The sequence below is a fragment of the Shewanella cyperi genome, from assembly GCF_017354985.1.
GTDB lineage: Bacteria > Pseudomonadota > Gammaproteobacteria > Enterobacterales > Shewanellaceae > Shewanella > Shewanella cyperi.
In genome coordinates this window covers 2,052,285-2,075,206 of sequence record NZ_CP071501.1, presented here as the reverse complement: position 1 = coordinate 2,075,206, position 22,922 = coordinate 2,052,285, and the positions used below count along the sequence as shown (strand labels likewise).

General features: G+C 54.4%; 19 protein-coding genes and 1 tRNA gene. 15 read left to right on the top strand and 5 right to left on the bottom strand.

All coding sequences use genetic code 11. The features are described 5' to 3' along the window. Positions 1-91: 91 nt before the first annotated feature. Entirely contained in the window at positions 92-2,797 is a 2,706-nt protein-coding gene (gene gyrA, locus JYB84_RS09010) for a DNA topoisomerase (ATP-hydrolyzing) subunit A (protein ID WP_207323163.1), read from the top strand. An 83-nt stretch (positions 2,798-2,880) separates the two neighbouring features. Further along, positions 2,881-3,972 carry a 3-phosphoserine/phosphohydroxythreonine transaminase gene (gene serC, locus JYB84_RS09005; protein ID WP_207319782.1) on the top strand — a complete coding sequence of 364 codons (1,092 nt, stop codon included), beginning with the start codon at positions 2,881-2,883 and terminating at the stop codon, positions 3,970-3,972. Positions 3,973-4,062: 90 nt separating this feature from the next. Here serC and JYB84_RS09000 read toward each other — a convergent pair whose 3' ends face one another. Then, positions 4,063-5,253: an amino acid aminotransferase gene (locus tag JYB84_RS09000; protein WP_207319781.1), complete on the bottom strand. Its 1,191-nt coding sequence runs from the start codon at positions 5,251-5,253 to the stop codon at positions 4,063-4,065. Between the two features lie 421 nt (positions 5,254-5,674). Between JYB84_RS09000 and aroA the strand changes: the two genes are divergently transcribed. The 12 genes from aroA to JYB84_RS08940 all read left to right on the top strand — a co-directional run bounded on the left by aroA (position 5,675) and on the right by JYB84_RS08940 (position 18,204). Further along, positions 5,675-6,958, top strand: a complete 1,284-nt coding sequence (gene aroA, locus JYB84_RS08995) for a 3-phosphoshikimate 1-carboxyvinyltransferase (RefSeq protein WP_207319780.1) — start codon at positions 5,675-5,677, stop codon at positions 6,956-6,958. Positions 6,959-7,114: 156 nt separating this feature from the next. After that, positions 7,115-7,810 (top strand): (d)CMP kinase, encoded by a 696-nt coding sequence (cmk, locus tag JYB84_RS08990; protein WP_207323044.1) that lies wholly within the window; start codon positions 7,115-7,117, stop codon positions 7,808-7,810. Positions 7,811-7,912: 102 nt separating this feature from the next. After that, positions 7,913-9,580 (top strand): 30S ribosomal protein S1, encoded by a 1,668-nt coding sequence (gene rpsA / locus JYB84_RS08985; RefSeq protein WP_207323043.1) that lies wholly within the window; start codon positions 7,913-7,915, stop codon positions 9,578-9,580. Between the two features lie 75 nt (positions 9,581-9,655). Continuing rightward, the gene (ihfB, locus tag JYB84_RS08980; RefSeq protein ID WP_207323042.1) at positions 9,656-9,943 is read left to right on the top strand and encodes an integration host factor subunit beta; all 288 of its coding nucleotides are present in this window, start codon (positions 9,656-9,658) and stop codon (positions 9,941-9,943) included. Between the two features lie 124 nt (positions 9,944-10,067). After that, on the top strand, positions 10,068-10,364 hold the full coding sequence (locus JYB84_RS08975; protein WP_207323041.1) for a LapA family protein: 297 nt from the start codon (positions 10,068-10,070) through the stop codon (positions 10,362-10,364). Between the two features lies 1 nt (position 10,365). After that, entirely contained in the window at positions 10,366-11,526 is a 1,161-nt protein-coding gene (gene lapB / locus JYB84_RS08970; RefSeq protein ID WP_207323040.1) for a lipopolysaccharide assembly protein LapB, read from the top strand. A gap of 40 nt (positions 11,527-11,566) precedes the next feature. Beyond that, positions 11,567-12,268: an orotidine-5'-phosphate decarboxylase gene (gene pyrF, locus JYB84_RS08965; RefSeq protein ID WP_207323039.1), complete on the top strand. Its 702-nt coding sequence runs from the start codon at positions 11,567-11,569 to the stop codon at positions 12,266-12,268. Between the two features lie 65 nt (positions 12,269-12,333). Further along, positions 12,334-13,128 (top strand): SDR family oxidoreductase, encoded by a 795-nt coding sequence (locus JYB84_RS08960; RefSeq protein WP_207323038.1) that lies wholly within the window; start codon positions 12,334-12,336, stop codon positions 13,126-13,128. A 32-nt stretch (positions 13,129-13,160) separates the two neighbouring features. Beyond that, positions 13,161-13,703 carry a DUF2058 domain-containing protein gene (locus tag JYB84_RS08955; protein ID WP_207323037.1) on the top strand — a complete coding sequence of 181 codons (543 nt, stop codon included), beginning with the start codon at positions 13,161-13,163 and terminating at the stop codon, positions 13,701-13,703. A gap of 189 nt (positions 13,704-13,892) precedes the next feature. Beyond that, positions 13,893-15,647 (top strand): acyl-CoA dehydrogenase C-terminal domain-containing protein, encoded by a 1,755-nt coding sequence (locus JYB84_RS08950; RefSeq protein WP_207323036.1) that lies wholly within the window; start codon positions 13,893-13,895, stop codon positions 15,645-15,647. A 292-nt stretch (positions 15,648-15,939) separates the two neighbouring features. After that, positions 15,940-17,253, top strand: a complete 1,314-nt coding sequence (pssA, locus tag JYB84_RS08945; RefSeq protein WP_207323035.1) for a CDP-diacylglycerol--serine O-phosphatidyltransferase — start codon at positions 15,940-15,942, stop codon at positions 17,251-17,253. 147 nt (positions 17,254-17,400) lie between these two features. Next, on the top strand, positions 17,401-18,204 hold the full coding sequence (locus JYB84_RS08940) for a tRNA-uridine aminocarboxypropyltransferase (RefSeq protein ID WP_228290930.1): 804 nt from the start codon (positions 17,401-17,403) through the stop codon (positions 18,202-18,204). A 2-nt stretch (positions 18,205-18,206) separates the two neighbouring features. On the opposite strand, the gene JYB84_RS08935 is transcribed toward JYB84_RS08940, so the two are convergent. After that, positions 18,207-18,283, bottom strand: a tRNA-Pro gene (locus tag JYB84_RS08935). 119 nt (positions 18,284-18,402) lie between these two features. After that, the gene (locus JYB84_RS08930; protein ID WP_207323034.1) at positions 18,403-20,463 is read right to left on the bottom strand and encodes a PhoX family protein; all 2,061 of its coding nucleotides are present in this window, start codon (positions 20,461-20,463) and stop codon (positions 18,403-18,405) included. Between the two features lie 161 nt (positions 20,464-20,624). On the opposite strand from JYB84_RS08930, the gene JYB84_RS08925 reads away from it, so the two are divergent. Further along, complete coding sequence (locus tag JYB84_RS08925) at positions 20,625-20,954, top strand: hypothetical protein (protein ID WP_207323033.1); 330 nt, start codon at positions 20,625-20,627, stop codon at positions 20,952-20,954. A gap of 6 nt (positions 20,955-20,960) precedes the next feature. Here JYB84_RS08925 and JYB84_RS08920 read toward each other — a convergent pair whose 3' ends face one another. Beyond that, positions 20,961-21,632: a chitosanase gene (locus JYB84_RS08920; RefSeq protein WP_207323032.1), complete on the bottom strand. Its 672-nt coding sequence runs from the start codon at positions 21,630-21,632 to the stop codon at positions 20,961-20,963. Between the two features lie 97 nt (positions 21,633-21,729). Then, on the bottom strand, positions 21,730-22,755 hold the full coding sequence (locus JYB84_RS08915) for a DUF3080 family protein (RefSeq protein WP_207323031.1): 1,026 nt from the start codon (positions 22,753-22,755) through the stop codon (positions 21,730-21,732). Positions 22,756-22,922: the final 167 nt, after the last annotated feature.

The following is a 22,922-nucleotide window of genomic DNA, read 5'->3' as shown; positions in this document are numbered from 1 at the left end:
TACTGTGTTAGAATGCCAAATCACGTTTATTGGCTCGACAAAGACACGGAATGCCGGCTTGTCAGCTATTTTTCAGGGGATCGAGCAGTTTATGACTGATTTGGCTTCATCAATTTCGCCAATTAATATCGAAGACGAACTCAAGAATTCGTACCTGGATTACGCCATGAGCGTGATCGTGGGCCGGGCATTGCCGGATGTGCGTGACGGTTTGAAACCCGTGCATCGTCGCGTGCTGTTCGCCATGAGCGAGTTGAAGAACGACTGGAACAAGCCCTACAAAAAATCCGCCCGTGTGGTCGGTGACGTTATAGGTAAATACCACCCACACGGCGACAGTGCCGTGTACGACACCATAGTGCGGATGGCGCAACCTTTCTCCCTGCGCTACACACTGGTGGACGGTCAGGGTAACTTCGGTTCCATCGACGGCGACGCGGCAGCAGCCATGCGTTATACCGAAATCCGCATGGACAAGTTGGCCCATCAGCTGCTGGCCGATCTCGACAAAGAAACCGTCGACTATGTGCCCAACTATGACGGCACAGAACAAATTCCTGCGGTGCTGCCAACTCGCATTCCCAACCTGCTGGTAAACGGTTCTTCCGGTATTGCCGTAGGTATGGCCACCAATATTCCGCCACACAACATCAATGAAATCATTCAGGGTTGTCTGGCGCTGATTGAAGATCCCGAGTTGCCGATTGAGCAACTGATGGAGTACATCCCGGGCCCGGATTTCCCCACTGCCGCCATCATCAATGGCCGCAAGGGCATCGAAGAAGCCTATCGCACCGGCCGCGGCAAGGCCATCATGCGTGCCCGTGCCGAAGTTGAGACCGAAGAAAACGGTCGCGAGCGCATTATCGTTACCGAGATCCCTTACCAGGTAAACAAGGCCCGTCTGATCGAAAAGATTGCCGAGTTGGTGAAGGATAAGAAGCTGGAAGGCATCAGCGGTCTGCGTGACGAATCCGATAAAGACGGTATGCGTATCGTTATCGAGATCAAGCGCGGTGAAGTGGGCGAGGTGGTGCTGAACAACCTCTATGCCCATACCCAGATGCAGACTTCTTTTGGTATCAACATGGTGGCCCTGGCCAATGGCCAACCCAAGCTGTTTAACCTCAAGGAGATGCTGGAAGCCTTTATTCTGCATCGCCGTGAAGTCGTCACCCGCAGAACCGTATATGAACTGCGCAAGGCCCGCGACCGTGCCCACATTCTGGAAGCACTGGCGGTGGCCCTGGCCAACATTGACCCCATCATTGCGCTGATCAAGGCTTCTCCGAGCCCGGCGGAAGCCAAGGTACGTTTGATTGAAAACGGTTGGGCTTTGGGCAACGTGCAAGCCATGCTGGAAAAGGCCGGTGATGATGCCGCCCGTCCAGAGTGGCTGGAGCCCCAGTACGGTATCCGTGATGGTCTGTACTTCCTGACCGAACAACAAGCCCAGGCGATTTTGGATCTGCGTTTGCACAAGCTGACCGGTCTGGAACATGAAAAGATCCTCCAGGAATACGAGGAGCTGCTCGAAATCATCGCCGGCCTGCTGTTTATTCTGCGCAGCCCAGAGCGCCTGATGGAAGTGATTAAGGAAGAGCTGGAGGAAATCCTCGAGCAATTCGGCGATGCCCGCCGCACCGAAATCAATGCCTCGGCCGTCGACATCAGCCTGGAAGATCTGATCACCGAAGAAGATGTGGTGGTCACCCTGTCGCATCTTGGCTATGCCAAGTACCAGCCACTGTCCGATTACCAGGCCCAGCGGCGTGGTGGTAAGGGCAAGGCGGCGACCAAGGTGAAGGACGAGGACTTCGTTGAGAAGCTGCTGGTTGCCAACACCCACGACACCATACTCTGCTTCTCGGATCTGGGTAAGTTGTACTGGCTCAAGGTATATCAATTGCCGCTCGCCAGCCGTCAGTCCCGCGGCAAGCCTATTATCAACCTGCTGCCGCTGTCTGAAGGCGAGCGCATCACGGCTATTCTGCCGGTGCGTGAATACGAAGAAGGCAAGTTCATCATCATGGCGACCTCTCACGGTACAGTGAAGAAAACCGCCCTGACCGAATACAGCCGTCCACGGGCCAACGGTATCATTGCCGTCAACCTGAAGGATGGTGATCAGTTGATCGGTGTGGATATCACAGATGGCAGCAACGAGATCATGTTGTTCTCTGACGCCGGCAAGGTAGTGCGCTTCAAGGAAGGTGAAGAAGTTGCCGTTGTAGATGAAAACGGCAACCCTGTGCTGGATGAAAACGGTCAGCCGCAAATTAACTTCAAGGGCGTGCGCCCCATGGGCCGTAACGCTACCGGCGTGCGCGGTATTGCCCTCGAAGATGGTCAGAAAGTAGTGTCCCTGATTGTGCCCAAGGGCGATGGTGCCATTTTGACCGTGACCGAAAATGGATACGGTAAGCGTACCGAGCTTATGGAATATCCGGCCAAGAGCCGTGCCACCAAGGGCGTAGTGTCCATCAAGGTCAGTGAGCGTAACGGTGCCGTAGTGGGTGCGGTTCAGGTAGGTGAGAATGACGAGATCATGCTCATCAGCGATAAGGGTACCCTGGTGCGTACACCGGCCAATGGTGTGTCCATCATAGGTCGTAACACTCAGGGTGTGACCATTATCCGTACCGCCGAGGATGAAACCGTGGTCGGTCTGCAGCGGATTGATGAAATCCAAGGCGGCGAGGAAGTCGAATACGACGAGAACGGCGAACCCATAGTGCCGGTGGTCGACGAGGCCGCAGACACAGAAGAGGCTGCGGGTGAAGACACCGAAGCATAATAACTGAAAAACGGGCGTCCATTGTGACGCTCGTTTTTTTGGTGGAAACAGAATTTTAAAAACAGTACCCGAGGAGATTGCGAGTGAGCGTTAAGTATAATTTCTGTGCCGGTCCAGCGATGTTGCCCCCACCCGTGATGGCAAAGGCGCAACAGGAATTGCTTGATTGGAATGGTCTGGGCGTGTCCGTGATGGAGATCAGCCATCGCAGCAGTGAATTCATTGCACTGGCGAAACAGGCCGAAGCCGATTTGCGCGAACTCATGTCGATACCCGACAACTACCACGTGTTGTTTATGCACGGTGGTGGTCGTGGCCAGTTCGCTGCGGTTGTGAATAATTTTCTCGGAGACAAAGGCCGTGCCCTGTATTTGGTCAGCGGTCAGTGGTCAAAGTCGGCCATGGAAGAGGCCAGAAAGCTGGCGGGCGACAGTCAAATAGATGCGCTGAATATCGTTGAAAATATCAATGGTATCAATACTGTGGTAATGCCTGCATTGAAAGGCAGTGGCGATGAATACCGTTACTTGCACTACTGCCCCAATGAGACGGTCGATGGTATCGAAATTTTTGATGAGATAACCAGTCCCTGGCCGATAGTCGCGGACCTGTCCTCCACCATCATGTCCCGTGAGCTGGATGTCAGTCGCTATGGCCTGATTTACGCCGGCGCCCAGAAAAACATAGGCCCGTCGGGTCTGGCGATAGTGATAGTACGCAAAGACATGCTGGAACTGCCACAGATGCCCCAGGCTTCCATCATGGACTATCGCCTCTGTGCCGAGCATGACTCCATGTTCAACACGCCACCGACCTTTGCCTGGTACCTGGCTGCCGAAGTCTTTACCTGGCTCAAAGGCATAGGCGGCGTTAAAGCCATGGAAGCCATCAACAAGGAGAAGGCCGCCAGACTGTACGCTTGTATAGACAAGCTGGACTTCTACCGCAATGGGGTGGCGATGGCAAACCGTTCCCGCATGAACGTCACTTTTCAGCTAACCGATGAGTCATTGGATAAGGTGTTTCTTACCGAAGCCGAAGCCAAAGGGCTGTTGGCGCTCAAGGGCCACAGAATTGTGGGCGGCATGCGTGCTAGCCTCTATAACGCTATGCCCCTGGACGGTGTAGATGCCCTGGTAACCTTTATGGAAGAATTTGCCGCCAGGCACGCCTAAGCCAATAAGAAGGTTAAAAAGAACGCTGAAAAGCGCATGAAAAAAGGACTGCATTGGCAGTCCTTTTTCATTGGTGCAACCTATGGGCTATCAGAGAATGGCAGCTATGGATTTGGCCAGATAATCCACGTTGTCTTCGCTTATCCCGGCGATGCTGATGCGGCTCGAGCCCACCATATAGATGCTGTAGTCCTGCATCAGGGTGGCAACCTGCTGCTCATCTATGCCGAGGAAGGAGAACATGCCTTTCTGGCGGGCGATAAAGCTGAAGTCGCGGTCAACGCCATTTTGCTTGAGCTTTTCCACCAAAATGGCGCGATTGCCGTTGATGCGATCCCGCATCACCTTGAGCTCCTCCAGCCATTGGGCCTTGAGCTCGACCGAACCCAGAATGGTTTCCACTATGGCGGCGCCGTGGGCCGGTGGCATGGAGTAATTGCAACGTACCACGTACAGCAGCACAGACAGAGCCACATCGGCCTGGGCACTGTCTTTTGCTATGATGGAGCAGGCGCCGATGCGCTCACGGTACAGACCAAAGTTTTTCGAGCAGGAGGAAGCCAGCAGCATGTTGTCGACGGCGGCGGCCATGGCCCTGACGCCATAGGCATCTTCATCGACGCCGTCACCAAAGCCCTGGTATGCCATATCTATCATGGGCATAAAGCCGCAGTCCTTGGTGAGCGCAACCACTTGATCCCATTGATTCTGTGTCAGATCCTGACCGCTGGGGTTATGACAGCAGGCGTGCAGCAGCACCACATCGTCCTTGCCGACGGTTTTCAGAGTCGCCAGCATGTCATCAAATCTGAGCGTTTTGTTTTGATAGTCGTAATAGGGATAGGTTTTAACCGTGAGACCCGCAGCCTGGAACAGACCTGTGTGGTTGGCCCAGGTAGGATCGCTCACCCAAATGGTGGCGCCCGGTTTGCAGCGGGCGATGAAATCGGCGGCGACCCTGAGGGCTCCAGTGCCGCCCGGAGTGGATACGGTCCGGATGCGACCCGCGTTCAGGGCCGGATGCTCGCTGCCAAAGGCGAGGGCGGACGTGAGCTCGTTAAAGGAAGCAGAACCTGTGGGGCCGATATAGACCTTGGTGGTTTCGGAATCCAGCCTGAATTTTTCGGCGGTCTTGACGCAGGCCAGGATGGGGGTATTGCCCTGGGGATCTTTATACACACCGACACCCAGATCCACCTTTTGTGGATGACTGTCCTGACGATACTTGGTCAATAAGCCCAGAATGGGATCTGCCGGCATGGCGCTGAGATATTGAAACATCTTTCCTTTACCTTCTGCTGGTTTATCAGGCCAGTCTGGCCCCTTGGAATGAACACCTAGCATAGCCTGAATTGCACCGCAGTTAAACGCAAATACCAGCATCAAAAGCCTGAGCGAGACGGAAAAGCCCTGTGAGAATTGGCAACTTTTCTGGTCAAATCCGGTCTGGATTGGCTAAAACAAGGGCAATTTTTGTCATCTTGAACAAAAATCATTGGACAAAGGGCCGTTTGCGACAAAAAACGGTTGAAAGCCCGTGGCCATTGAGTATTTTTAGAAGCATGAAGACTCAAAACGGAATCATTCCTTCAGTAAACGTAACTAAAAGCTGACAGCCTGTAGCGTTGTCTTGCCAGTCCAGCTGCCATGGATACTCCTGACATTGGAGAACTTGGCCACTCAAAAAGTTAAGTGAGAAACGATGAAGCAATTACGTCTTGAGCCAGTAAAAGGGTTCCGGGGAGAAGTGAACATTCCCGGTTCCAAAAGCATTTCCAACCGGGCCTTGCTGCTCGCTACCCTGGCCGAGGGTGAAACCACCCTGGTCAACCTGCTGGATTCCGATGACATTCGCCATATGTTGGCGGCTCTGAAGCAATTGGGTGTCGGTTTTAAATTATCAGACGACAAGCAAACCTGCGTTGTGCAAGGACTGGGTGGACCCATTAACGCGGCGCAGCCACAGGAGCTGTTTCTTGGCAATGCAGGCACCGCCATGCGGCCACTGTGCGCCGCCCTGACCCTGGGGCAGGGCACCTTTACCCTGACCGGTGAACCGCGGATGGAAGAGCGACCAATAGGCGATCTGGTGGACAGTCTTCAGGCCCTGGGCGCCGATATTCGCTATTTAAAGCAACCGGGCTTCCCGCCGCTGACCATTTCCGCCACCGGTCTCAAGGGCGGTGAAGTGGAAATCAGCGGTGAGCTTTCCAGTCAATTCCTCACCGCCTTGTTGATGGTGGCGCCCCTTGCCAAGGACAGCGTGGTTATCAAGGTACGGGGCGAACTGGTATCCAAGCCCTATATCGACATCACCATAGCCCTGATGGCGCAGTTTGGCGTCAAGGTCATTAACCATGACTATCGCCGTTTCGAGTTGGCCGCAGGTCAGAAATACCGCTCGCCCGGCAAGGTTCTGGTGGAAGGGGATGCGTCCTCGGCATCCTATTTCCTCGCAGCCGGCGCCTTGGGCGGTGGCGAAGTGAAGGTGACGGGTGTTGGTAAGCTCAGCATTCAGGGCGATGTGCACTTTGCCGATGCTTTGGCGGCCATGGGTGCCGACATTGAATGGGGAGATGACTATATCATCGCCCGCGCGGCTAAATTGCACGGTATCGACATGGATATGAACCATATTCCCGATGCGGCTATGACCCTGGCCACCGCCGCCGTATTTGCCGAGGGTGAAACCTGCCTGCGCAATATCTACAACTGGCGTATCAAAGAAACTGACCGGCTCCATGCCATGGCCACCGAACTCAGAAAAATCGGTGCCGAGGTAGAGGAGGGCCACGATTTTATTCGTGTGGTGCCGCCGGCTGTGCCCAAGCATGCGGACATAGACACCTATAACGATCACCGCATGGCCATGTGTTTTTCGCTGCTGGCCTTTGCCGATTGCGGTGTCACCATCAATGACCCCGACTGTACCTCCAAGACCTTCCCTGATTACTTCAATCAATTCGCAAGGTTAACTCAAGCTTAACGGGAAATTGTTAAAAGGGCTGCCATACGGTAGCCCCTTTAAAATGGCAAAATTACCCGGATCTTTGCCTTCCTTTGTTATATAATGCCGCGCGCTCATTTTCGGTGAACTCATTTGTGCATTCATGGAAGATGGTTTTTTATTGCGGAGGAATTTATGTCTGAACGGGCTCCTGTAGTCACAATCGACGGCCCAAGCGGTGCCGGTAAGGGAACCATTGCCCAGTTGCTTGCCAAACATTTCGGCTGGCAATTGCTCGACAGTGGTGCGATATACCGGGTACTGGCACTTGCAGCTATTCATCACAATGTAGAACTGGAGAATGAAGAAGCCCTTACCTTGCTGGCCGCACATCTGGATGTGCAGTTTCTGACCGGCAATGATAAAGACGCCATCAAGGTGGTGCTCGAAGGGGAAGATGTCACCGGTGCCATCCGTTCCCAGGAGTGCTCCAACGCCGCTTCAAAAGTGGCCGCTTTCCCACGGGTTCGTGAGGCCCTTTTGCGCCGCCAGCGTGCCTTTAATGTGGCTCCGGGATTGATCGCCGATGGTCGTGATATGGGCACTGTGGTTTTCCCCACGGCACCGGCAAAAATTTATTTGACCGCATCGGCCGAAGAGCGGGCTCAAAGACGCTATAATCAGTTGCGGGACAAGGGCTTCGATGTTAACATCGATCGCCTTTTAGCCGAGATAATCGAGCGTGATGAGCGGGATATGAACCGCCCGGTTGCGCCCTTAGTCCCGGCAGAGGATGCCCTGGTGATAGACACCACGGGTATAGCCATAGACGATGTACTGGCCAAGGCCATAGATTACATCGAGATCCAATTATCGGTTTCCGGTCAGTAGGCCGGGGCCAGATAGGTATCCGCATCAGGGAAGACGCGGGTTTGATTACTGACTCCAGGTCCAGGATGGATGCTGGTTTATTACTACTTAAAGTAACTTAACATGACTGAATCTTTTGCTGATCTGTTTGAACAATCCCTTCAACAACTGGAATTCCGTCCAGGTTCTATCGTTCGTGGTACTGTAGTTGCCATCGAAAACGGCCTGGTACTGGTTGACGCCGGTCTGAAATCCGAGAGCCCAATCCCAGCCGAGCAGTTCAAGAATGCCCAGGGCGTTCTGGAAATCGCCGTTGGTGACCAAGTTGACGTAGCTCTGGACAGCGTTGAAGACGGTTTCGGTGAGACTCAACTGTCTCGCGAAAAAGCCAAGCGCCACGAAGCCTGGATCGTTCTGGAAAAAGCTTACGAAGATGCTGAGACCGTTATCGGTATCATCAATGGCAAGGTTAAAGGCGGTTTCACCGTTGAACTGAACGGTATCCGTGCGTTCCTGCCTGGTTCTCTGGTTGACGTGCGTCCAGTACGCGACACTGGTCACCTGGAAAACAAAGAACTGGAATTCAAAGTTATCAAGCTGGACCAGAAGCGCAACAACGTTGTTGTTTCTCGTCGTGCAGTTATCGAGTCTGAGAGCAGCGCTGAGCGCGATGCTCTGCTGGAAAACCTGCAAGAAGGTCAAGCAGTTAAAGGTATCGTTAAGAACCTGACCGACTACGGCGCGTTCGTAGATCTGGGCGGTGTTGACGGCCTGCTGCACATCACCGATATGGCTTGGAAGCGCGTTAAGCACCCATCTGAGATCGTAAACGTTGGTGACGAAATCAACGTGAAAGTACTGAAGTACGATCGCGAGCGTACCCGCGTATCTCTGGGTCTGAAGCAACTGGGTGAAGATCCATGGCTGGAAATCAGCAAGCGCTACCCAGAAAACACCAAGCTGACCGGTCGCGTGACCAACCTGACTGACTACGGCTGCTTCGTTGAAATCGAAGAAGGCGTTGAAGGTCTGGTACACGTTTCTGAAATGGATTGGACCAACAAGAACATCCACCCATCCAAGGTTGTTAACCTGGGTGACGAAGTTGAAGTTCTGGTTCTGGACATCGATGAAGAGCGTCGTCGTATTTCTCTGGGTCTCAAGCAGTGCAAGACCAACCCATGGGAAGATTTCGCCAACCGTTACAACAAGGGCGACAAGGTTTCCGGTAAGATCAAGTCTATCACTGACTTCGGTATCTTCATCGGTCTGGACGGCGGTATCGACGGTCTGGTTCACCTGTCTGACATCTCTTGGAACGGCACCGGCGAAGACGCCGTTGGCGAATACAAGAAAGGCGACGAAATCCACGCCGTGGTTCTGTCTGTTGACCCAGAGCGCGAGCGTATCAGCCTGGGCGTGAAGCAGACTGAAGACGATCCATTCAACGCTTACCTGGCCGACAAGAAGAAAGGTACTATCGTTACCGGTACCGTGACTGCTGTTGATGCCAAAGGCGTAACCGTTGAGCTGGCCGACACTGTTGAAGGTTACATCCGTGTAGCTGACATCAGCCGTGAGCGTATCGAAGATGCATCTACCGTTTACAGCGTAGGTGACAGCGTAGAAGCCAAGTTCATGGGCGTTGATCGCAAGAACCGTTCTATCAGCCTGTCTATCAAAGCGAAAGACGAAGCTGATGAAAAAGAAGTTATGGCTAACTTGAACAAGCAAGAAGACGCTGTTATTAGTAATGCTATGGCTGAAGCCTTTAAGGCAGCTCGTAAGTAATTTCGCCTGCCATATGGGAGGGTTATCTCCCTCCCATAGGCGACTGTGTTTGGCTTGATAATAGGGGTAGCTAGGATGACTAAATCCGAACTGATCGAAAAACTCGCCACCAGGCAGTCGCAACTGTCGGCGAAAGAAGTGGAAGGCGCTGTAAAAGAGATGTTGGAGCAAATGGCAACAACATTGGAAACCGGTGATCGTATCGAGATCCGTGGCTTTGGCAGTTTCTCCCTTCATTACCGCGCTCCTCGCGTTGGCCGTAACCCAAAAACCGGGTCTTCGGTCGAACTGGATGGCAAGTACGTTCCGCACTTCAAGCCAGGCAAGGAATTGCGCGAGCGTGTTGACGCAGTCAACATGTGATTGTCTTAATGCTTAAAAAAGCCTCCTTTTGGAGGCTTTTTTGTATCCGGCCGGTTTCCGTGCTGGTCAGCGTGTTCAAATTCTTGGATAATCAGGCCATTGAACCGCGTTTAGGGAGTATAACGTGAAGGCATTTTTCGCGACCGTGATTGTCGCCTTGCTGTTCTTTCTGGCGCTGCTGCTGGGCGCGCGCAACGAGCAAATGGTTACCATCAGTTATTTTGTTGCCCAGGGTGAATTCAGATTGCCTGTGGTGCTGGCGAGCGTTTTCCTGGCGGGCTTCCTGCTGTGTTGGCTGTTTGCCATCTACCATATTACCCGCCTGAAGCTGGCACTCGCCAAAGCCAGACGTAAATTATCAAAGCTGGAGTCGGCCACGGTTGCCGGGACAGTAACCACAGAAGGTGAAGTGAAGTCCTGATATGCTGGAAATCCTGTTTCTGCTGCTGCCAATTGCCGCGGCCTATGGCTGGTACATGGGCAGGCGCAGTATTAGGCAACATCAGAGCAGTCGCAGCAAACAGCTCAGCCGGGACTACTTCACGGGCTTGAATTTTCTGCTGTCCAACGAGTCGGACAAGGCGGTGGATCTCTTCATCAGTCTGCTGGACGTGGACGATGAAACCATAGATACCCATATGTCCCTCGGCGCCTTATTTCGAAAACGCGGCGAGGTTGACCGCTCCATTCGCATCCACCAAAACCTGATTGCCCGTCCCAGCCTGACCACAGAGCAGCGGGATCTGGCTATGATGGAGCTGGGCAAGGACTACCAGGCCGCGGGTTTCTATGACAGGGCAGAGGAAATTTTCCTGACCCTGGTCAAGCAGGAAGACCACAGCGAAGAAGCCGAAAATCAGCTGATAGCCATCTACCAGATCACCAAGGAATGGCAAAAGGCCATAGATATCACCAAACGGCTGCCGCGCAAGCGCCAGCAGGCACTTAAGCCCACCATTGCCCATTTTTACTGTCAGTTGGCCGACGAGGCCATGGAGCCCGATGCCAAGATAAAACTGTTTGGCATGGCCCTGAAGCAGCACGGCGGTTGTGGTAGGGCACTTCTGAGTTTGGCGCAGCTCTATTTAAAGCAGGACAATTATACCGAGGCCAAAAGAATGCTGGCCGAGCTCGCCACTGTGGATCTGCAGCTGCTGCCCGAAGCGCTTAAAATTGCCCGGCAAGTGTATGATGAGCTTAAAGATAAGGAAGGCTACCGCGATTTGCTGACCCAGGCCGTGGCCGATGGTGCCGGTGCCTCAGTGGTGGTGGCCCTTGCCGAGCATTTGATCGGCTCAGGAAAGACCAAGGATGCAGAACGCCTGGTATTGGATGCCCTTTATCGGCATCCGACCATGCGGGGCTTTCAGCACCTGATGCAATTGCACATACGCCAGGCCGAGCCCGGACAGGCAAGAGACAGCCTGGCCATGCTGGAGCAACTGGTAGAACAACAAATTAAATTCCGTCCAAGTTACCGCTGCACTTCCTGCGGTTTCCCGTCACATACCCTGTATTGGCATTGCCCTTCCTGTAAATCCTGGGGCAGCATCAGCCGGATCAGGGGCTTAGACGGAGAATAGGACGGTGAGCACCTGTACCAAAGAAACATCGGGAGACAAGATGAGAGATACCCCCATTCTGGTCGCATTGGATTTTGATGATCGCAATGCCGCCCTGCAGCTGGTCGACAAACTGGATCCCGCCATGTGCCGTCTTAAGGTCGGCAAAGAAATGTTCACCCTGTTTGGTCCCGAATTGGTCAGGGATTTTCAGGGACGTGGCTTTGAATTGTTCCTGGATTTGAAATTCCATGATATTCCCAACACGGTCGCCAAAGCGGTGGCCGCCGCCGCCGAGCTCGGCGTGTGGATGGTCAATGTGCACGCCGGCGGTGGACTCGCCATGATGGAAGCGGCCCGCAAGGCTCTGGAGCCCTACGGTGAGCAAGCGCCCTGGTTGATTGCGGTGACGGTGCTGACCTCCATGAGCGATGACGATCTCAAGTTGCTGGGCATCAATGTGCCTGCGGCAGAGCATGTCAAACGCCTGGCGGGCTTGACCAAGCAAGCGGGGCTGGACGGGGTGGTGTGTTCGGCCCAGGAAGCGACTATGCTCAAACAACAGTTGGGACAGGAATTTAAGTTAATCACCCCAGGGATTCGTCCCGCTGGCAGCGATGCGGGCGATCAGCACAGAATTATGACCCCCGCCAAGGCGCTGGAGGCCGGATCGGATTACCTGGTCATTGGCCGCCCCATCACCAAGGCAGCGGATCCGCTGCAGGCGCTCAAGGATATCCACGCCTCTATTCAAGGCCTGTAAGGGCCAAGGTTTGTAAGGGGCGAGGCTTGTAAGAGATAGGAACGGCATCACAAAGGAGTCAGGTTATGTTCAATTTTGATGGAAAGAAGGTCTTCGTTGTTGGGGGTACCAGTGGCATCAATCTCAGCATAGCCCTGGCGTTTGCCGGCCACGGTGCCTCGGTTGCCGTGGGTAGTCGCGATCCTGAAAAAGTTGCCCGCACAGTGGAAGCCCTGCACAAGGTCAACCCCCGGGGGCAACATCTGGGGGTTAGCTTTGATGTCCGTGATATGGAGGCACTCAGCGCCGGTTTTGCCGAGGTTGAACACGCCTTCGGTAAACTGGATGTGCTGATAAGTGGTGCTGCCGGCAACTTTCCAGCCAGCGCCAAAGATCTCAGCCCCAACGGCTTCAAGGCTGTGATGGACATAGATCTGCTGGGCAGCTTTCAGGTGCTCAAATGCGCCTATGGCATGATGCAGCGCCCAGGCGCCATAGTGCAGATCTCAGCTCCCCAGGCCTTTGTGCCCATGCCGATGCAGGCCCATGTCTGTGCGGCCAAAGCAGGAGTTGACATGCTGACCCGCACCCTGGCGATGGAATGGGGGCCTGAAGGCATAAGGATCAATTCCATAGTGCCCGGGCCCATAGCCCATACCGAAGGTTTTAATCGCCTGGCGCCGTCAGAGGAATTACAGGCCAGGGTCGCCAAAAGCGTGCCTTTGGGACGCAATGGTGAAGGTGTGGACATAGCCAATGCGGCCATGTTCCTGGCCTCGCCACAGGCTGCGTATATTACAGGTATCGTCATGCCCGTTGATGGTGGCTGGTCCCTTGGTGGCGCCAGCATTGCCATGTCGGGCCTTGGCAAGATGGCATAAAGTAAAAGAACACGACAAGTTGAGAGTGAAAAATGGCTAACGCATTACAGGAGCAACTGCTGAAGGCAGGGCTTGCCAGCAAACAAAAGGTTAAGGACGTTAAAACCCAGAAGCGCCGTGACCGCAAATCCAACGTGGACGACGGCTCAGCTACCCTGAAACAAAGTATCGCCGAGCAAAAGAAGCGCCAGGCTGAGCAGGACAGGGCACTCAATGAGCAGCGTTTCCAGGAGGCCCAGGCCCGGGGCCAGGTACGCAGCCTGGTGACTGAAGTCAAACGCTGTGCCATCAAACCGCCCGCGGGGGCCGAGCTTAAGTTCAACTACACACTGAACAACAAAATTTATCCCTTGTTTATCACAGAGCGGATCCAGGCCCAGTTACTGGGGGGCCAACTGGGTATCGTCAGGTTGGAAGACAGCAGCTTCTTAGTGCCGCACAAATTGGCCGAACGGGTCAATCTGCTGGTGCCTGACTGGTGTGGTTACCTGTGGAAGCCGGAAGACAGCAACCCGGCATTGGAAGAAGAGGATCCCTACGCAGATTATGTGATCCCCGACGATCTTATGTGGTAGTTTTGTTCAGGCCCCTTCATTGTAGGGGCTTTTTATTTTCACCCAGCGGCTTTCCTGCATTGCGAAAAGTCCCGGTTTGTTGGCAGCGACCGGAAAAAGCGTTTGGATAATCCCCCTGTTGCCATTGTGTTCGGCACTGAATCAGGCTAAATTAAAACAACTGTTTTAATCTAATGTTTGAGAGTCGCCATGTATCCCTATTCTGCTCCGCTTAACGAAATGCGCTTTTTGCTCGACAAGGTCTTCAAAGCACCTGCCATTTGGCAGCGTCTGCCGCAACTGGCTGAGACAGTCGACCTGGATACAGCAATGGCCATCCTCGAAGAGGCGGCCAAGCTTAATCGCGACATAGTGCAGCCCATCAACCGGGCGGGAGATGAGCAGGGAGTCAGGTTTGAAGACGGTACTGTGATCACCCCGGACGGCTACAAGGAGGCCTATCAGGCCTTTATGGAAGGTGGCTGGGTAGGCTTTTGTGGCGATCCCGAGTTTGGTGGTATGGGCATGCCGAAAATGCTCGGCGTGCTGGTTGATGAAATGGGCTACAGCGTCTGCAATGCCTTCAACCTGTACAGCTCTTTGACCGCCGGCGCCGCACTGGCTCTCAATGCCCACGGCAGTGATGAACTGAAGGATTTGTATTTGCCCAAGCTCTACAGCGGTGAGTGGGCCGGGGCCATGGACATGACCGAACCCCAGGCGGGCTCCGATCTGCGCGGTGTCCGCACCCGTGCCGAGCCCCAGGACGATGGTTCTTTCCTTATCAGCGGCAGCAAGATTTTTATTACCGGTGGCGATCAGGACCTCACCTCAAACGTGGTGCACCTGGTTTTGGCCAAGCTGGTCGGCAGCCAGTCATTGTCACTGTTTCTGGTCCCCAAACTCAAGGTCAATGACGATGGCAGTCTGGGCGAAAACAATGGCGTCAGCGTGGGTTCCATTGAGCACAAGATGGGTCTCAAGGGCTCGGCCACCTGCGTGATGAACTTCGACAATGCCCGTGGTTTCCTTATCGGCGAAGCCGATCGCGGTCTGGCCTGCATGTTTACCATGATGAACTACGAGCGCCTGGCCATAGGTATTCAGGGGCTGGGCAGTGCCCAGGCGGCATCGCAGATGGCTACAGACTACGCCAAGGAGCGTCTGCAGGGGCTGGCCGCCACGGGTTCAACTGCCGCGGCCGATCCCATTCTGGTCCATGGTGATGTGCGCCGCATGCTGCTTACCATCCGAAGCCTCACTGAAGCCGGACGAGCGCTCGCCGTCGACGCGGGCATGCAATTGGATCTGGCAAAGTTTTCCGAAGATGAAGCCGAGCGCGACAAGGCCGCCCGCTTTGTGGGACTGCTGACTCCGGTTGCCAAGGCTTTCCTGACCGATCGTGGTCTGGACGCCTGCATCATGGCGCAGCAGGTATTTGGCGGTGCCGGTTATATCCGCGAGACAGGGATAGAGCAGTTTGTCCGCGATACCCGCATCGCGCAGATTTATGAGGGCACCAATGGTATTCAGGCCATTGATTTTCTGGGCCGTAAGGTTACCGGGGATAACCTCGCGACGCTGAACGAGTTTATCGCTGAATTGAAGGCTGAGCTTGCGGCCTTGGCTCCAGAGTGGCAGGACAAGGCCGGCGAACTGCTCGTATTACTCGACGATCTGATTGCCAGCGCCGGCAACATAAACGAAGCCAAGCGCGAACAACCGGCACTGATCAATAGCGTAGCGGTAGACTATCTTGATGCCTTTGGCTTCAGCCTTTACGGCTATTACTGGATTAAAATGGCCGCACTCGCCCAGGAAGAAGCAGATGCATCGTTTGCGCAGCAAAAAGCCGCATTCTGTCGCTTCTACCTGGAAAAATTGCTGCCAAGGGCCCGTTGGCACCTGAGTCAGGTGAATGCCGGCGCCGGATGTATCATGGAGCCGGGTGCTGAGCTGTTCTAACGCATTGCTCGGATAAAAGGCCTCCCATGGGAGGCCTTTTTTGAACCCTTGCCTTGAAAAGCAGCGCGCCAGGTCTAGGTCGTGATGTTTTTTCGAGCAAATTCAGCAGTCTTTTACACGCCCGGGCCAGAAAAAGGTTGCTGCCACCCGGTTAAGCCGGTAATTTCTACCCCCGGTTCCCCGTTGTCATGCCGTGGGAGCCTGGCCAAAGCATTGCTCTGTTAAGAGGCGCTTTGGATCTGTATTGGATGCCTCATCCTTGAGTGCCGCAACCAGCCCTAAGGAGGATACCTTGCTGGATAAGCTGGGTGGAATTGCCCTGCAGCCTGACCAAATGCAATGGCTGCTAACCCCGACCAATTTCAAAAACAGTTTGCTGGAGCGAATCGCTCAGGCAAGGCATTCTATATATCTGGCTGCCCTGTATCTGGAAGATGATGAAGCGGGTAGGGAAGTGCTGCAGGCACTGATGGCTGCCAAGGCGCGCAATCCCGAACTCAAGGTCAAGGTTCTGGTCGATTTTCACCGTGCCCGTCGAGGTCTGATAGGCCACACGGGTGACAGCGGTAACTATCTGATGTACCGCAGGGTAATGAGCGAAGCCGAGCACTGTATCGACATTCTCGGGGTGCCGGTAAAATCGCGCGAATTTATGGGGGTACTGCACCTCAAAGGTTTCGTCATCGATGATGCGGTGATTTACAGTGGTGCCAGCCTAAATAACGTTTACCTGCAGCAACAGGGGCGTTACCGTTTTGATCGCTACCACCTGATTGAAAACGCCCAGTTGGCCGAGTCCATGCGCAGCTATATCGATGCGCACATAGTGGCCGATCCGGCGGTGTCGTCACTGACCCAGTGCGCCGAATCGGAAGTGCTGCCCGAGAAGACCGACATTCGCAGTTTCAAGCAGCGACTTGCAGCAGGTCAATATCGGTTTGACTCTGTCACCCAAGGGGCGAGGATCACCCCTCTGGTGGGTCTTGGGCGCAAACACAATGCCCTGAACAAGGCTGTGCTCGATCTGGTTGAAGAGGCCAACGAACAGCTGTTTATTTGCACCCCTTATTTTAATCCGCCTTATCCGCTGGTACGGGCCCTGGCGAAAAAACTGCGTCAGGGAATAAGGATCGACATAGTGGTCGGAGACAAAACGGCCAATGATTTTTATATCCCACCGGAGCGCGAATTCAGCACCATTGGCGCCTTGCCTTATCTGTATGAGCAGTCACTGCGCAAGTTTGTGAAACGTCAGCAGTGGGCCGTAGATGCCGGTCTGCTCAATGTGCACCTGTGGAAGCACGAGGACAACAGCTTCCATCTGAAGGGCATCAGCTGTGACGGCAAGCGGCATTTGATCACAGGCTCCAATCTCAATCCACGGGCCTGGGCGCTGGATCTGGAAAATGGTTTGTTGCTCCATGACACAGAAGGCCAATGGCGAGAGCAATTCGAGGCGGAGCAACGGCATATACTGCTCCATACCCAGAGACTCTATCATTACAGCCAGGTTGACACGCTGCAGAGCTACCCCAAGCCGGTGAAGAAGATCATGAACCGCATCAAGCGTCTCAAGGCGGACTTCCTGCTGCGTCGCATTCTCTGACTGGAAGTCGCTCCAACATCAGCCACGGACTCAAGCCCGTGGCTTTTTTGTCTCTGCAGCCTCTTGCAGCGCCTGTTTGCTGCCGCTAGACTTGCGCTCCCCGGAAAATGTATCCGGTGTCCAAACCCATCACAGCGGAAGCCATAAATGTCACAGCCGGAACCCACTATGTCACTGCCGGTGCAGCTATTGCCGGAACATGCGGTTCACAGGCTTTATCAATACCGCAAATCCATCTCCACCCGACCTTTTACCGCCAGGGGAAAGAGTCTCAAACGCTGTGGTCAGTGTCTACTGTCGGAACGTTATTGCACCTGCGGTGCCCGTGCCTTGCTTAACAGCAACGCGGCCTTCCTGCTGTTGATGTACGATGATGAGGTGCTCAAACCCACCAACAGCGGCCGCTTGATTGCAGATCTGGTGCCGGACACCCATGCTTTTCTCTGGTCCCGAACCGAAGTCGCTCCGGAAGTGCTGGCCTTGTTGTCAGACCCGCGCTACCAGCCGTTCGTGGTGTTTCCTGGAGAGTACGCCACCGAAGGTCAGCAGGTACTTGGGGAAATTAACAGTCAATCCCTGTTCGCGCTTGGCAAGCGGCCGCTGTTCGTGATGCTCGACGGCAGCTGGCGCGAGGCGGTGAAAATGTTCCGTAAAAGCCCCTATCTGGCGGGTTTGCCCTTGCTGTCATTTGATGCGGCAACCGTTGCCCGTTACGCCCTGCGCAAGGGACAGCGGGATTTTCAGTTTGGCACTGCCGAGGTGGCTGCCATGGTATTGGATGCCATGGGGGAGAAAGCTAACGCAGAGGCGCTGGGAATGTGGTTTGATCTCTTTATTGAATGTTCGCTGCTGGGACGCAGCCGCAGGCCCAGTACCGATATGAGTGTCCGTGACGGCTTGTTGCAGCGCTTTGCAGAGCATATGGCGCTTGATTCCACCGAAAAAGACTGAATTGGTCGGAGCGACAAGATTCGAACTTGCGGCCCCTGCCTCCCGAAGGCAGTGCTCTACCAGACTGAGCTACGCTCCGAACTCACTCCAAGATAAGTTTGCCTTGGTTAAAATTCAAGCCTCTTAACTTGAAATTTACGTGGTAAATCACCCCATTAAGAACAAGGCCGGCATTTGCCGGCCTTGCTGTTTCTGCCATCAGACGCCGACTTCGGTGCCATCAAGCTTGCGGATCACCACGGTCGCAGCCCTTGGCCTGATGCGCTCGCCGGCCGGCGTGGCCTCAGTGGCATCGTTGGATACGGGCCAGTTATCCGGATGCTGGATATTGGCGAACACACTGCGATAATCCGGGCTGATGGCAAAGCCCGTTACTTCGCAGCCATTGGGGCCAACAAAGAAGCGTCGCAGTTCGGTCTGATTTGCCTCACCTATGGTCTGTTGCTTACCGTCACCATCCGTCAGTGTGGATGGGACAACGGCCAGCATCTGATCGTTGGTGTAGGAGGTAACTTCACTGGCACCGTTATCGGTTTGGATCCAGAGAATGCCGCGCTTGTCGAAGGACAATCCATCGGGGCTGGCGAACTGATTGAATTCACTCAGGTTTGACAGGTTATAATCGGCATTGTCTGTTGGGGCACCAAAGACAAAAATATCCCAGTTGAATTCGGTATCCGAAGCGCCTTCGTCCCAGCGAATAATGTGGCCGAAGTTATTCTTAAGCCTGGGGTTGGCGGGGTTGGCTTCGGTGCGTTTGCTGTTATTGGTCAGGGTCAGATAGGCGCTGCCGGTGAAGGGGTCGACGGCGCACCACTCGGGTCTGTCCATGGGGGTGGCCCCCAGAAGATCCGCCGCCCCAGGGGTATTGAGCAGTATGTCGGCCTGAGTGGCAAAATAGTCGGCAAGGGTTTTGCCATCCTGAGTGCTTGAACCGGGTTCCAGCGCCAGCCAGGTACCGCTGCCGTCTTCGTTAAAGCGTGCCACATAGAGTACACCATCATCCATATACTTGGCGCCCGTGGCCAGGCGGTTGGCAGGCTTGGCATCCGCTTCGCTCCAGCTCGCCTTGGAGACAAACTTGTACAGGTATTCAAAGCGGGAATCGTGGCCCGAGTAAAACACCAGGCTTTTGCCTTCTTCCAGTTTACCGAAGGTACAGCCCTCATGGCGGAAACGACCAAGGGCGGTACGTTTCACGCCACGGGCGTTGGGGCTGTAGGGGTCTATTTCCACAATGTAGCCATAACCGTTGGCTTCATTGCGATAGTCATAAAGGGCGCCGGCGCCGGTTGCGGTGACATCGAAGCGGGCAAATTCATCCACGCGCTCTTCTTCATGGCCGGCCAGATCGGCCCAGCCATAGCGGGTCTTGCTGGTACCTATACCTATGCGTTTTTGGGACTCGGTCAGTTCTCCTTTGTTGACGAAATACTCGGGCCAGTTTTCTTCGCAGGTTAAATAGGTACCCCAGGGGGTGTAACCGTTGCCACAGTTGTTTAAGGTGCCGCGGGCTTGACTGCCATCGGGTGAGAAAGGTGTGACCAGGTGCTCGCTGTAGGCGACCGGGCCGGCAATATCAAAGGTACTGGCACCGGTAATGCGGCGGTTATGGCTGTCGTTGGTCACCACAGTCCAGTTGCCCTCCACCAGACGGATACGAACAACAGTGATGCCATGGGCATTGATTTCTTTGCGTACTTCATCGATGACATTGCGCAGGCCGGTGTCGGCATCCAGGGTCGGGCCCATGGGATGCAGAGCATCTTGCTCTATGTATTCATGGTTGATACACAGCAGGCCGTCATCGGCTGCGTCATTTAAGGGAAAGAAGTGCATGCCGTCGTGGTTTTGACCAACGGAATTGGCCTGATCCTCAGCTGTGTTGCTGCCATCGGCCTTCCAGGGGGCGGCCTTGTCGTTGAGCGGCGTGCCCCAGGGGGCCAGGATCTGAGCCTTGTAGCCTTCGGGGATGGTCACTGCATCGGTCAGGGAGCCGGGGATGGAATTGAATCCAAGAGAGACACTGCTCCTGGCCGGTGGCACCGGAGTGGGAGGCACGGGATCAGTTGGGGTTGGCGTAGTCTTGTCATCCGAGTTGCAACCGGCAAGGCCAAAGCCGCCGAAGGCGGTGAGGGCGCCAAGGCCAAGGCCGCTCTTGACGAAATGACGGCGTGACAGATGCTTGTCCAGCACCTCGGCAAAGGAAGTGTTATTGCTGTTGTTATAGCGGGTGGGGTCGAAAGTCGCCTTACTCATGCTTGCTCCAGATGGCTGTTACTTTGTAAATGTTGCTTTGGAAATTGCCAACGAGCCTAGTGACGGAGTATGACAGACACATGCCAGTGAAATGACAAATCCACGACAGCGGCCAGTAGGATATACTCGAACAGAAAGCGAAAACCCTGGATGAAAGATCAATGAATGAACAACAAATGCAATTGACCCTGCTGGCCAGACTTGAGCCGGGTTGCCTGGGGCCTGACGGGCTGAGTCATATCGCGGCTTTTTGCGCTCTGGCACAGCGATCGGTTCAGGCGCTTGCGCCGGGTGTATGCCAATGGCGTCTGGAACCCAGGCTGGATAAAACCCTACCCGAACTGGAATTCTCTATCGCCAATCGTCAGCTTTCAAGGGAGCAGGCTGACCGTTATCTGGAACTGTTCGACTTGGAAATTGACAGCCTGGAAGAACGCTTTCATACCAAGATTGCGCAGCTTATTAACCAGTTTCTCGCCCGCCAGGGCTAAGGCAGCTTAACCGATCGGCACCCCTTCCACCATTATTGGTGTCTGGCTTAAGTCCCAATTTCCTCGCGCCATTTCAGCGCGGAACATCTGGGTATGGGCCGTGCCGGCGCGCAGTTCCCGGCGTTTGTGGTATTTGAGCCATTGGTGCCGGGCTTCCACGTAGGCCGCCAGCCACTTATGCTCGTCTCCGCCCTTGGAAGGTGGCTTTTCACTGAAACGCTTGCGCAGGAATAAAGGCACGCATCCGGACTGAACGAAGGAGTCGTAGATCACCAGCAAAGATAGCGGACACATCAAGCCGTGGGCCTCGCACCAAGCCTTGGCCGGATCCCAGTAAAAGGTATCGAAGAAGGCGTCCTGGGTTTGGCGCATTATGGGGTCGTCGTTGGCGGCCTGTACCAACAGTTGATGAAAACCCTCGTGACTGACCAGGGATTCAGTACCTATCCTGTCAAGGAAGGGAACAAAGTCATCACTGAAAACACCTTCGTTTTCAACATACATTTCAATAAGATATCTGAGCTTGTCCTGCTCTTTGGCCTGGCAGCGACCATAGGTGATCTGAAAGCTGCCGTTGACGCCATCATCCTGGATTTTCAATGAATCGTAGCCAAGGGATTGATGCCCCTTGCCAAACTGGGTTTCTATCAACTGGATGAGGGTTTTAGGATCTGCCATGGCTGCTTCCGGATATCTGCGGGCCCCGAATGGCGCCGCACTGCAAAAACTCTATATTGGCTGCTTGCAGCACCACAATCTATGGCTCCCGGAAAATTTATTCCTGCGAAGTTGCTTGCTCGCCGCCGGCACTGCCCGGAGCCAACTCCATACGGCAGGATTGCTGCAGTTGTTGCCACAAAGCTATGTGTTCTTTGATGGCCGCTTTCAGCCTGGTCATTGCTGAGTCTGGCAACTCGCCAAAATAAAACTGCAATTGCACTTCATAGGCTGTGCCTGTGTACAGGTCAAGCAGAGCCGGGCCCAATTCAAACTGTATTGTGTCCAGCGCCCCCAGAAAGGGTTGGAGCCGGCCAATGAAAACCTTGTTGAGCACATTGAGCAGTATTTCCTGACGGTTTTTATTGCGTCCCGGTTGACATAAAAACCCCTTGGCCTGGGAGAGCTCCTGGTTGAGACCTTCAAGTGCCGTCAGGCTCTGGGCCAGGCTTAGCATATATCCGGCTATAAGGTCACTGCGGTGCAACTCGCCCAGGGCTTGCTCCACAGACTCGGTGTTGAGCTTCTCCCAGTCAGCCAGTGCAATGGCTTGTTTGAGTACAAACAGCATATTGAATGCCAATTGGGTCTCGCTCAAGCCCCCTAGTGGTTGCCGACTGTCAAGTCCGTGGCCCGGAGCGAGTTTTTGCCTCAGAGTGCTGTCCTGCTCCAGCATAAACCGTAAGTCCTGCATCGCGCTGCCTATCTTGGCCTGCCGTTCGGCTTGCAGCACGCTCCTTAGCGCGGCCTCGTCCGACTGGGCCTTATTGAGGGAAGCAATGCATTCGGGGGCAAGGCGAATAAAATTCAGCTGGTATGCCAAACGCTGGCTTGGCTGTGCGACCTTGCCAAGGCTGTTATTGTGCTCGGCAATCAATCGCCCCAATGGGCACTGGGCAATTTTGGCCAGTTGCAGCAGGGAAATGTTGACCTGAGCATCGGGCCAACGACGCTTGGGAGGCGGGACAAAAACGGGCACGTCAGAGGGAGTGGTTTTTGAACTTAGACTTTGCACCAGTACCCGCTCAAGGCGGTCCTGGTAGTCCTTCCAAAGATCCTCTGCATTGGGAGTACAAGCACTCAAAAACAGCACCAGAGCAAGACAAAGCGACAAGCCCGGCAGTTTAATGCTGCCGCCTTTTGCTGGCCTAAGAGCGTGGAAAAGGCTGGCACTATTGCTGAAAATCATGGCCTGAAGTGTAACAACCGCTGGTAGTTTCAATTATGGGTCAGCAGCAGTCCGGCGTCAGT

Excerpts from the sequence above, each read along its gene's own strand:
- gyrA (WP_207323163.1), top strand. The coding sequence starts at position 92 with ATGACTGATTTGGCTTCATCAATTTCGCCAATTAATATCGAAGACGAA.
- JYB84_RS09000 (WP_207319781.1), bottom strand. The coding sequence starts at position 5,253 with ATGTTTCAATATCTCAGCGCCATGCCGGCAGATCCCATTCTGGGCTTA.
- aroA (WP_207319780.1), top strand. The coding sequence starts at position 5,675 with ATGAAGCAATTACGTCTTGAGCCAGTAAAAGGGTTCCGGGGAGAAGTG.
- cmk (WP_207323044.1), top strand. The coding sequence starts at position 7,115 with ATGTCTGAACGGGCTCCTGTAGTCACAATCGACGGCCCAAGCGGTGCC.
- rpsA (WP_207323043.1), top strand. The coding sequence starts at position 7,913 with ATGACTGAATCTTTTGCTGATCTGTTTGAACAATCCCTTCAACAACTG.
- ihfB (WP_207323042.1), top strand. The coding sequence starts at position 9,656 with ATGACTAAATCCGAACTGATCGAAAAACTCGCCACCAGGCAGTCGCAA.
- lapB (WP_207323040.1), top strand. The coding sequence starts at position 10,366 with ATGCTGGAAATCCTGTTTCTGCTGCTGCCAATTGCCGCGGCCTATGGC.
- pyrF (WP_207323039.1), top strand. The coding sequence starts at position 11,567 with ATGAGAGATACCCCCATTCTGGTCGCATTGGATTTTGATGATCGCAAT.
- JYB84_RS08960 (WP_207323038.1), top strand. The coding sequence starts at position 12,334 with ATGTTCAATTTTGATGGAAAGAAGGTCTTCGTTGTTGGGGGTACCAGT.
- JYB84_RS08955 (WP_207323037.1), top strand. The coding sequence starts at position 13,161 with ATGGCTAACGCATTACAGGAGCAACTGCTGAAGGCAGGGCTTGCCAGC.
- JYB84_RS08950 (WP_207323036.1), top strand. The coding sequence starts at position 13,893 with ATGTATCCCTATTCTGCTCCGCTTAACGAAATGCGCTTTTTGCTCGAC.
- JYB84_RS08940 (WP_228290930.1), top strand. The coding sequence starts at position 17,401 with ATGTCACAGCCGGAACCCACTATGTCACTGCCGGTGCAGCTATTGCCG.
- JYB84_RS08930 (WP_207323034.1), bottom strand. The coding sequence starts at position 20,463 with ATGAGTAAGGCGACTTTCGACCCCACCCGCTATAACAACAGCAATAAC.
- JYB84_RS08925 (WP_207323033.1), top strand. The coding sequence starts at position 20,625 with ATGAATGAACAACAAATGCAATTGACCCTGCTGGCCAGACTTGAGCCG.
- JYB84_RS08920 (WP_207323032.1), bottom strand. The coding sequence starts at position 21,632 with ATGGCAGATCCTAAAACCCTCATCCAGTTGATAGAAACCCAGTTTGGC.